The following is a 9,812-nucleotide window of genomic DNA, read 5'->3' as shown; positions in this document are numbered from 1 at the left end:
AATCCAGAGTCCCATTCGAACTTCTGCCTGCCGATGCCAGGGTCAGAGTCTTTGCATTCGCTATTGAGAATGATGCTGACTGCTCTCCGGAAATACATGAAGAGACAAGGTAGGGATCTCCAAAGCAAATAGCCCCCTGTGTCTTATTCGAGTACATATCTGAAGAGGTCAGAACATATTCATCTGCAATCAGATGCCCTCCTGATGTTCCTGATGAGTACCCCACTACTTTCTGTGTCTCAAATCCCTGCCCTGATGATTTTTCAGACATACCTACCAGTTTAGTCAGGGAAAGAGAACCGCCATTGGTCATGACTGAATCTGAATAAACACCGGAAACATTTGTACCATTCCCATCTGCCTGAGAAAAGGTGCCGGTAAAACTGTCCCGAACCGGGCCTGTTGCCTCAATTATAGTCCCGATTGAATAATCTGCTGCGGTTATGAGACATATCATACCTGACGCTACCATCAATCCTGCAAGTAAGAAAATCCGGACACCTGACGGTAACAGATTCATGAACGCAGATGTAGTATTGATGCACGAAGTATAAAATTCGTTGTATATATAAACGATGATAATCCCAGGTGAAAAGATTATTGTGGAATGCGTACTTTACAAAAATAATTCTTATAGTTCGTGTATACTTTGAAATGAATGAGAATGCACGCCTTAATAATGTCTTCTTTTCAATCTGACTTATATATCGGTTCAAGTTTCTTATTATACAAAGAGACCTCGTTTTAAAAAGAGATTATATATGATAATTACGAATTTTCCAGATAATACAATTTTACCATATGATCCGGATGATATCGCTCTTTGGCTTCACGAAGTCCGGGAATTCCCATATCACTCTCCCGGTTAATGTAATGATATCTGTCCTTCAGATATAGTGCAGTCTGGATATTAACTTCCTTGTATATACCCTCACAGTCAGGTAATGCCTTTTCATAATGAACGACGGCTGTTGTAGGATTCAGTTCTTCGAAGATTGCAATCCCTCCAATCTCTCCTTTCGGGTTTACCGTAATTCCAGAAAAGCCAAGTTGGTCAAAATACTGAACTGCTTCATTAATTGCCTCCTTTTCATGTTTTAAAATAGTATATTTATCACATTCACGTTGCTGACACCATTTTACCAAAAATTCCAAAACTTCATCCATGTTGGATTCAGAAATAAGTTCTACCGTTGATGGGCATTTCCGTCGAAATTTATTTAATTGTTTTCTGACCGACAAAAAATCCTGACCGGGAAGTGAGGCAAGAATCTCTGATTTATAAACATAATCAAAAAAATCACGATCCGGCTTTAATTTCAGGGTTGGATAATGCTCCCTCATCCAGGAATATTGCCATGGCTCTAATATGAGAAGTGGGGCTTCTTCTCCAAGATCCTGCGCAAGTTTAATGGTCGCATGAAATACATCCGGTTTTACAGGGCCGATAGGAAACCGGTATGAATGATAATTTTCAGTCTCACCTTTGATGATGAGACATCCCTCATGTTCACAAATCTTATAATGACCATACGAACGCCAGCAGAATAATGTTCCAAATGTATTTTCAGAATGTTGAATGGGATAATCCCGATAAATCCTATCAAAAATATCCTTATCCTCAAGCTCTATCGGGTGGAAATCTTCTTCATGTATCTTCATTGTCACGCCCTTTCTGGTATAAAAGAAATATCTTATTTTTATCAGCAATAAATTCAGATTGCTCATAAAACGGACTGGTGCCAGGCTCTGCAACCAGAATAATCCGGAAAAGTCCGGCATCGCATGCGGTTTTAATCAAGAAAGCCAGAAGGTTATGGCCGATTCCCTGACCCCTGAATTTTTTTAAAACGCATATATCCTGGATTATGCCGGTACTGATACCATCAGAGATTATCCTCCCCGTTGCGACTGTTTCACCGTCAGGCTGATGGACCCCGACACAAAACCGGAAAGATGCTCTGATAAATTCTGGTATCTCATCAGGATGGTATTCATCCTTCCACCACCCGGCTTCTTTATAAAGAGTCACAATTGACCATACATCCCAGATATCAGTTATGATAAATTGAATTGATTCACTGGAAAAATTGTTCATAGTATGTTACCTGGAGAATTTTTTTATAAATACATAGAAATCAACATACAACTACATAGAGACAATATATATTTTCATGACACTATACATAATTACTATCAAATATGGAAATACGTCGGGTTCAAATGACCGGAGGGTCATCCTATGTGATCACCCTTCCGAAAGACTGGGTAGAATCAACCCACATCAGGAAAAACGATCCCCTGGGTGTGATAGTACAACCAGACGGGACGCTGTTAATTACTAAAAATACAACCGGAGATCAGATTCAGCGCGTGAAAAATCTGGAGATTGATACCGGAATCGACCCTGATCTCTTCTTAAGACTCCTTATCGGGATCTATATCGCCGGATATAATGCCATTCAGATAACTACAAAAGACCGGATGACCGGAACCATACGAATGAAACTACGGGAATTTTCCAACATGGTCATCGGCCCTGAGTTCATCGAAGAGACAGATACCAGTGTCCTTATTAAGGATCTCTTAAATCCGCTGGAGATGCCGATACAAAATTCGCTGAAACGGATGTTTGTCATTGTAAAAAGTATGCATATCGACGCTATTGATGCCTTTATCGCGCATGATTCAGATCTTATCACCGATGTGATTGAACGGGATAATGATGTGGACCGGTTATTCTGGCTTATTGCCCGTCAGACCAATATGATTCTACATAATGTTCACTTATCACGAAAAATGAACATGAACATATCAGAAATGCTTCCTCACTTCCAGGTTGCACGAATCATAGAACGGGTTGGTGATCACAGTGTAAGAATTGCCCTGAACGCCAAAAAGATCCAGGAAGCAGAGATAGCCGGGGAGATACAGGGCCACATCAGGAAAGTATCAGAGGGCGCATTAACCACATTTGAAAAGAGTGTTGAATCATTCTTCACTCATGATCTGAAAAAGGCAAATAAAACTATCGACTACATTCACGATCTGGAGGATTCATTCTCGAAGATAAATACCGAACTTCTCTCACTCCCGGTCAACATCGCCGTGCCACTGAGAAACATTACCGACAGTATCAGGCGCTCCGGAGAGTATTCAGCAGATATTGCAGAAAATGTGATAAATTATGAGATGATGTTTGAGAAGAAGGCTCTCTGATTATTTAAATCTGGCCCATATCACGAAGAAGTGTCTTGACATCAAGCCAGATTACTAGTTCAGTCCTTTCCTTATCCTTATCTTTAATTTTCTTTTTAATAATCCCAAGAATATGAGATGATTCCTCTCCTGATGTTGCTGTCTCATCCACATGACTTGCAGAATAGGTCGAGACGGTAAGAACATCATCAACCATGATTCCGATTTTTGAATGGGTAATCCGATCATCCAGAACAATTATTCTTTTTTCCTCTTCTGAAGCAGCATGGGAGGAGGTGATTGCCAGTTGCTGTTTCAAATCAATGATAGTAGTAATCTCGCCTCTAAGATCAATAATACCCTTAATATATGTCGGACTGTTTGGGAGTTTGGTAATCCTGGTATACTCAACAACCTCTTTCACATCAAAAAGGTCAATCGCAAAATGTTCCTCTCCAAGGAGAAATTCCACTACCTGAAATGACTCCTCCGCACCCTCTTCATCAACCTTTCCAGTCATTTTATGAGGAGATAGTCCATTTACACCAGGAGAGGGAGATGATGCAATACCCGGAATTATGCCGGCCATGAATTACAATTAGAACGTATGAATAAAAATAATATTTGAAAAAGTGGAGCCAGGTTAACACCCGCAAAAAACACATGGGCCAATATAAAGTCGGCCAATGTTAATATTATTTGATTTATCAAGTTCAGGCATTTCATCACCACAATACGGCATAAATGTACAGGGATCGATGACAGAGAACCAGTAATACTCACCATTTCTAAGGTCGGCAGGTACCGAAACAGTAATCGTCCTGGTCTGTTGTTCTCCGACACATATCCTGCTGACATCCCAAACGCCAAGATATCGTGCTGTTGAGGGATCGAATGATGCATAGGGTGACAGATAATACGCAACCTGTACATGGTCTGCACATGCATTTCCGATATTCGTGATAGTATCGGTAATTTCCACAGTATCTCCGGGCTGGGCACAGGGGAATTTTGTTGTCACATGGGTCAGATCCGGAATTCGTGCCGCCGGATTATATTCAATACGGACAGGCCGGTTCCCGGTCCAGAAGTTATTGGCAGTATTTTTTTCCGGTGGACTCGATGTCACGGTAATCTTTTTTGTCAGGTAATAAATCCCGGTGCGTGTGCCACCAGGAATCCCAATGGTCACCTGCTCGGTTCTCGTCTCGCCACCTTTCAGATTATGTAATGTCCACCAGTCAAGATGTCGAGCATCATTACCGGCATCATCGGATGAGAGGAGATATTCAACCCGGACTATCCCTGCGGTAGAAGATCCGATATTGGTTATCGAATCGGTAATCTTTGAAGACTCTCCAATATACATGACATCAGGATAATCTGTTTTAACAGTCATGATATCTGGTTCTACGGATGAATGAGGTAGATCGTCGGGAACAGAGGGGGCGATAGTGGGAATGGTGACTGAGAGCGAGATTGGATCTTCTGATACCCAATATAATGAAGAGTCTTCGGGGACCATTTCCAGGGGAAGGAATGCTGAAATCAGAAAATATTCTCCACCAGTAATTTCTTCAGGGAGTGATAAGGTTGATTCAACTCTGATCTGCTCATGTACCGGGACAATCAGCGTATCAGATTCTCCAAGGAGTATCAGGTCATCAGAGATGAGACCAGACTGAGACAGGTAATACGATATTTTTGTCTCTATTGGATCTTGTCCTGCCGTATTCGTTATTGTGGAACGAATAAGCAGCGTTCCTGCATCACCGGAGTAAATGAGGTCATCTGTGTATCCGGTAAGTCCCTCACTATAATCCAGTATTTTCAGTTCCTTCTTCCCGCCTGAAAGGTATTTCCGTGAATCTTCAGATAAGGATTCTTCCGGATTTATCAGCCGGGTCATCATATAATTTCCTGCCCGGATATCTGGCGGGACTGGAAAGGTTGTGTTTATCTTTTTTTGCCCGCCACGAACAAGGTTTTGAATGGTGACGGTCCCAAGCATTCTCTCCTTTAAAACTCCCAGAGGGTCTTCCAATACATACCCGATGGAAAAGGGGCCTGAAGCGTGCATTCCCTGATTTCTGAGAATATCTATTATCCGGAGATACGTCCCGGCCTGAACATGGTCCGGAACAGTCATTGATAATCCGGTAATTTCCGGGACAATAGGTGAATCAGCCAGGGCTCCTCCAAATGAACAGGAGAAATTTTCCTGGTTATCAAAAATGTAAGGAACCGCATTGAATGAGCCAAAGAAGCAGAGAAATAGTATGATAATACCGAATGTCAATATCCGATGATTCATGTATGAGGATATCTCCTGCCCGATAAAAACCTTTTTGGGAAAAATCAGGAGTCCCCGGAATATCTGCTTAGTATTCCAAGCACAGTAATTAGGGCAAGGAATGCAGATAATGGAGATAACGGAGTCTCTTCCTTTGGTGCAGATTTTAATAAAAGCTCTTTATCGATCCGGTATTTTACTACATCCGGATCTATTGCGATGGCCATATCATACGCCATGCCTGCTTCTTCATATCTGCCCAGAAGGCCGTATGCCGTTCCCATATTATCATAGGCCATAGAAGAATTCGGAACCAGCATAATCGTTTCATTCCATGCCATTATCGCCTTCTCATACTCCTTCATTGCCGCATATGCCAGACCGGTATTATACCATGCATTCGCAGAGAGGGAAGGATCTATTTGTTTCGCCTGCATCCAGAGTTCGATTGCTTTTTCAAGTGACCCCTGTGCATAGTGTTCATTCCCAATCTCGAACAATTCTTCTCCGGTGTAAACAGGCGCACCTGATGCGGCCAAAACCAACATGGGGATAAGAAATACGATTGGATATTTTTTCAGCATCCTGATACTCGTACCTATCTGTATTCTGCCATTGTTAAGATTCTTCTCCCTCAGGGGAGGGTTCGCAAAAAAAGATTATGAAGATCCTGCTGCTCCGGTAACGATCTTCAAAGAGGCGACAATTTCCGGTACCATCTCAATAGGAATGCCCATTACCATTTCTCCATCCTCGATTCCGGAGAATTTTCTGGACCCGTCACATCCAAGGGAATAATTCGGAGTGCCGGAAAGATACACCTGCGCACAGGCATCAGAACAAACGGACTGTATTCCGGAGAAGTTTGATGTGATTCGACCACCAAGACGGTAGAGGTGGCTTTGAGCAAGTTTTAACATCGCTTTTGGTTTTGCAACTATCAGAACAATGGTAGGATCAAAGGGCGTTTTCTCCAGGGGAGCATATAAGGTAGCATGCGTGGTCAGCGATTCCACATGGGGGACGCGATCAATGGTCCTTTTACAGGCAGGCCATGATTCAAATTTTCCCAGTTTGTAGTAAAACTCACCTGATTTCAGACTTGGTGTCAGTTCCCTGAGTCCAAGAGCCCAGGACCCACCCATACAGGAGTGATTGTCAAGGGTCGCATAAAAGATCTTCCCTTCTTTCCTCGCCATCCCTACCATCTGACAATGACGGACCGTTTCAGAGATATGAGGCATCCCCTCAGGGATGTCTTCTGCTGTCTTACAGAATTTGAATGCGACAGGAGACCCGTCAAGATTCAGAGTCTCTTTTAAAATTTTCGAAGCCTCCGCGTAATCAAATCTGGTTCGGATTGTGTCCTGCATGATACTCAGTCCTCTCGTGCATATCATACAGGGACAGAATTAAAACTTTCTTTTTGGTTACAGATGACGAAGTTTTCGGTTTATCTTTTCAAAAAAATTCTGCCCTGCGTCGATAAATAAGGCAGGACTTGGACTTTTTGAGAGTTCTATAGTGCTGCTGGTCTCCAGGTGTATCTCAGTCTGTCCATCGATGACAAGTTTTGCAGGCTTTGTCGCCTCAAGGGTTATTGATACCGTTCTTGAAGAGTCAATAAGATGTGGACGGTTTGAGAGCATAAACGGGGCAAGGGGGACCATGAGAAATCCCTCAACCCGGGGGTCTACAATAGGGCCACCTGCACTCATGGCATATGCCGTAGAACCAGTCGGAGTACTGATTATCAATCCGTCCGCCCTGAACCGCTCTGCTACGTTTCCATTGATATGGATGAGGAACTTTAGCATTTTTGCCGGCCGATCTGTTACAATCAATGCTTCATTCAGTGCCGTCCCGATATGTTGCCCGTTTATCCGAAGTTCAATCCGCATCCGCGCTTCTAATGGGAGCGGCTCTGTAAGGTGAGAGACAAACGTGCTTATCTCTTCTGGTTCAATGTCTGCCAGGAATCCGACTTCTCCATAATTGATTCCAATAATCGGCACCTGAACCGGCATTCGCTGAGTCGTAAGCAGTATTGTACCGTCTCCTCCGATTACAATAACAAGGTCAGGTGGATGCTCTCCGGAAAAGAGTGGCGGGGCCTCTCCAAGCAGGTTTTCTTTATATATTGATGTGTGATGCCCGTGATGGTGCAACAATTTATCGAGCTCATAGGAGAATTCCTCAACGTCCGGATCGCCATAGCGGTTAACAATAAGAATATTCATGGTTGTGGACAATTCTGCTCACCGAAGATATTCAATCACTTTTTTATGAAGAGAGGCATTTGTCCCGACAAGACAGTTGCCGATACTTACCTCATCAGGGAGGGTAAGAGGGTTCCCATCCCGGTCACTTACAATCCCGCCGGCTTCCTCAAGTATCAGGATACCCGCAGCGGCGTCTGTTGCCCTGAGGGTCCTTCGAAGATCAACAAAACCATCGATCTTCCCTGCGCCCACATAGGAGAGTTCCAGGGCTGAAGCACCAAACTGCCGGAACCTCCTTATCTTTCGTATAAGATGGATTACCCGATCATATTGGAAATGCTTGCCATATACACTCATTGCACTGGCCTGTAATTCAGATACATCAGAGACATGAAGGGGAACACCGTTTAACCAGGATCCTTCACCTCTTTTCGCGGTGAAAATATCACCGTTGGAGAGGTTGCCAACAAAACCTTCCTTCAGGACTCCATCTTTCACATATGCCAGTGATACTGCAAAAAACGGGATATTCATAAGGGCGTTATAGGTTCCGTCTACCGGATCAAGAAAGATTGTTCCGGTATCTCCGCCGATAACAACTTTCCCGGCCTCTTCACTGATGAGAAGTTGGCATAATTGTTCCTTCTTAATGACGGATACGGCAATATCCTCTGCGATTTTATCTATATATTTCGTAGGGGTGCCGTCGGCCCCGTTTCCGGTATTTACTGCGGCCGCTGGAGTTCCGATAAGAGGAGTAATGGCTGATCGTATTGCGGTGAATATGGTGTAACTAGCTTCATAAAAATCCATGAGAGTTCCCTGAGCTCAAATTCGGACGGTGTATTTATGTAAGGGTGACACGTAAATATAACCAGCTTTTCCCAAGGTGTTTTATGAAAGAGCAGACTGAAGTTGGTAAGCTGAAAGAAGGAAAATATCTGTTAGTTGATGATGAACCGTGTAAGATCCTGTCAATATCTGTATCCAAACCTGGGAAACATGGTGCTGCGAAGGCTCGTCTTGATGTCGTCGGTATTTTTGATGGTGTCAAGCGGTCAATTGTTCAGCCGGTATCAGCAAAGGTATATGCGCCTATTGTTGAGAGAAGAAATGCCCAGGTAATTTCTATTGCCGGGAATGTTGTTCAGATGATGGACCTTGAAAGCTTTGAAAATTTTGAGGTTACGGTTACTGATGACGTGAAAGACAGGATCGAGGCAGGAAAAGAGACGATGTATATCTACTCCATGGAAAAGAGAAAAATAGATTTCTTATAATTTTTTTTAAATTTTTGGTAATATCGGTTCAGGTAATTTCCATTCTGTTCCGTAATAAACCAAATATAGATCAAGTGGCATCCATTTTTCGTGATTATTTACATTGTAAAAAATTTCTCCTCGTAGATTTCCAATTGCAGTATTTGTTCCATATACTGAATATTTTGTAATTTCTGGCACAACAGCTTTTGTGGCGAGAATCTGTTGGATTGTTGTTTCTCTAGATTTCCTGTTCATATCAATTACATCCATAAGATTATTTAAATAATCAGGGGAGTTTACATCTTTATTATATAATTGAATATATTTGGACAGGGTTTCATTTAAAGGATTAGCGGTAACGGAAGTGTTCGTTGTTATCGGTGCCTGTACTCCCTTACTTACTTTAACTTTTACATCATAGCTATTCAAATTGGAAGGGTAAATTTTTAGAGAAAAGTTACCTCGCTCATAGAATTTTTCTCTCCATGGGCGCGGATCTACAATCTTCTTAACTCTTTCTTCAAGAATTTTATCATCAATTTCTTCTCCGATTATTTTGGAGTTTTCTTTCATTTTTTCTTTAATTACTGCTTTATTCCAAAGATATGGATCAAGACCTCCATCAGGTGTAATTGTGCGTATTATTTTTGAAGCATTGCCTTCATGTTGAATTACTTCAATCTTAATAGATGGTGTTACAATCGAAACAGATTCCACAAATTCTCCAGTACCGGAATAATCTTCTTCTGACCATTCACCACCTTTTATTATTACTTTTTCTTTCGTTTCTCCATCCTCTGTGACTACTTTTCTCTCTTTATTAAAAAGAAAATGCGG

At 42.3% G+C, this 9,812-nt stretch carries 12 protein-coding genes; 2 read left to right on the top strand and 10 right to left on the bottom strand.

The features are described from left to right. From LDL35_RS11960 to LDL35_RS11950, 3 genes are all read right to left on the bottom strand, one after another. Window positions 1–472: hypothetical protein (locus LDL35_RS11960; protein WP_304022662.1), on the bottom strand; the 472-nt coding region annotated here is incomplete at its 3' end. 296 nt (window positions 473–768) lie between these two features. Further along, entirely contained in the window at window positions 769–1,662 is an 894-nt protein-coding gene (locus LDL35_RS11955) for a DUF2156 domain-containing protein (RefSeq protein ID WP_304022663.1), read from the bottom strand. Then, entirely contained in the window at window positions 1,649–2,098 is a 450-nt protein-coding gene (locus tag LDL35_RS11950) for a GNAT family N-acetyltransferase (RefSeq protein ID WP_304022660.1), read from the bottom strand. The genes LDL35_RS11955 and LDL35_RS11950 overlap by 14 nt, the downstream gene beginning before the upstream one ends. A 125-nt stretch (window positions 2,099–2,223) precedes the next feature. Here LDL35_RS11950 and LDL35_RS11945 point away from each other — a divergent pair, with 125 nt between their 5' ends. Further along, on the top strand, window positions 2,224–3,219 hold the full coding sequence (locus LDL35_RS11945; protein WP_304022658.1) for a phosphate uptake regulator PhoU: 996 nt from the start codon (window positions 2,224–2,226) through the stop codon (window positions 3,217–3,219). A gap of 4 nt (window positions 3,220–3,223) precedes the next feature. Here the strand turns inward: LDL35_RS11945 and LDL35_RS11940 are convergent, their stop codons facing one another. The 6 genes from LDL35_RS11940 to LDL35_RS11915 all read right to left on the bottom strand — a co-directional run bounded on the left by LDL35_RS11940 (window position 3,224) and on the right by LDL35_RS11915 (window position 8,526). Next, the gene (locus LDL35_RS11940; RefSeq protein ID WP_304022656.1) at window positions 3,224–3,787 is read right to left on the bottom strand and encodes a chemotaxis protein CheW; all 564 of its coding nucleotides are present in this window, start codon (window positions 3,785–3,787) and stop codon (window positions 3,224–3,226) included. A gap of 54 nt (window positions 3,788–3,841) precedes the next feature. Continuing rightward, window positions 3,842–5,512 carry a CARDB domain-containing protein gene (locus LDL35_RS11935; protein WP_304022654.1) on the bottom strand — a complete coding sequence of 557 codons (1,671 nt, stop codon included), beginning with the start codon at window positions 5,510–5,512 and terminating at the stop codon, window positions 3,842–3,844. A gap of 44 nt (window positions 5,513–5,556) precedes the next feature. Continuing rightward, window positions 5,557–6,075 (bottom strand): tetratricopeptide repeat protein, encoded by a 519-nt coding sequence (locus LDL35_RS11930; RefSeq protein ID WP_011447929.1) that lies wholly within the window; start codon window positions 6,073–6,075, stop codon window positions 5,557–5,559. A 75-nt stretch (window positions 6,076–6,150) separates the two neighbouring features. After that, window positions 6,151–6,864, bottom strand: a complete 714-nt coding sequence (locus LDL35_RS11925; RefSeq protein ID WP_304022651.1) for a DUF169 domain-containing protein — start codon at window positions 6,862–6,864, stop codon at window positions 6,151–6,153. Window positions 6,865–6,921: 57 nt separating this feature from the next. Next, on the bottom strand, window positions 6,922–7,731 hold the full coding sequence (locus LDL35_RS11920) for an NAD(+)/NADH kinase (protein ID WP_304022649.1): 810 nt from the start codon (window positions 7,729–7,731) through the stop codon (window positions 6,922–6,924). Window positions 7,732–7,749: 18 nt separating this feature from the next. Further along, the gene (locus tag LDL35_RS11915) at window positions 7,750–8,526 is read right to left on the bottom strand and encodes a bifunctional fructose-bisphosphatase/inositol-phosphate phosphatase (RefSeq protein ID WP_304022647.1); all 777 of its coding nucleotides are present in this window, start codon (window positions 8,524–8,526) and stop codon (window positions 7,750–7,752) included. A gap of 83 nt (window positions 8,527–8,609) precedes the next feature. On the opposite strand from LDL35_RS11915, the gene LDL35_RS11910 reads away from it, so the two are divergent. After that, entirely contained in the window at window positions 8,610–8,993 is a 384-nt protein-coding gene (locus LDL35_RS11910; RefSeq protein ID WP_011447933.1) for a translation initiation factor IF-5A, read from the top strand. Between the two features lie 6 nt (window positions 8,994–8,999). Here the strand turns inward: LDL35_RS11910 and LDL35_RS11905 are convergent. Further along, the coding region (locus LDL35_RS11905; RefSeq protein WP_304022645.1) for a hypothetical protein at window positions 9,000–9,812 on the bottom strand (813 nt) is incomplete at its 5' end.

The sequence above is a fragment of the Methanospirillum hungatei genome (assembly GCF_020216685.1).
GTDB classification, from domain to species: Archaea; Halobacteriota; Methanomicrobia; order Methanomicrobiales; family Methanospirillaceae; genus Methanospirillum; species Methanospirillum hungatei_B.
The sequence above is the reverse complement of the archived record's forward strand: the minus strand, read 5'-3'. Positions and strand labels throughout refer to the sequence as shown.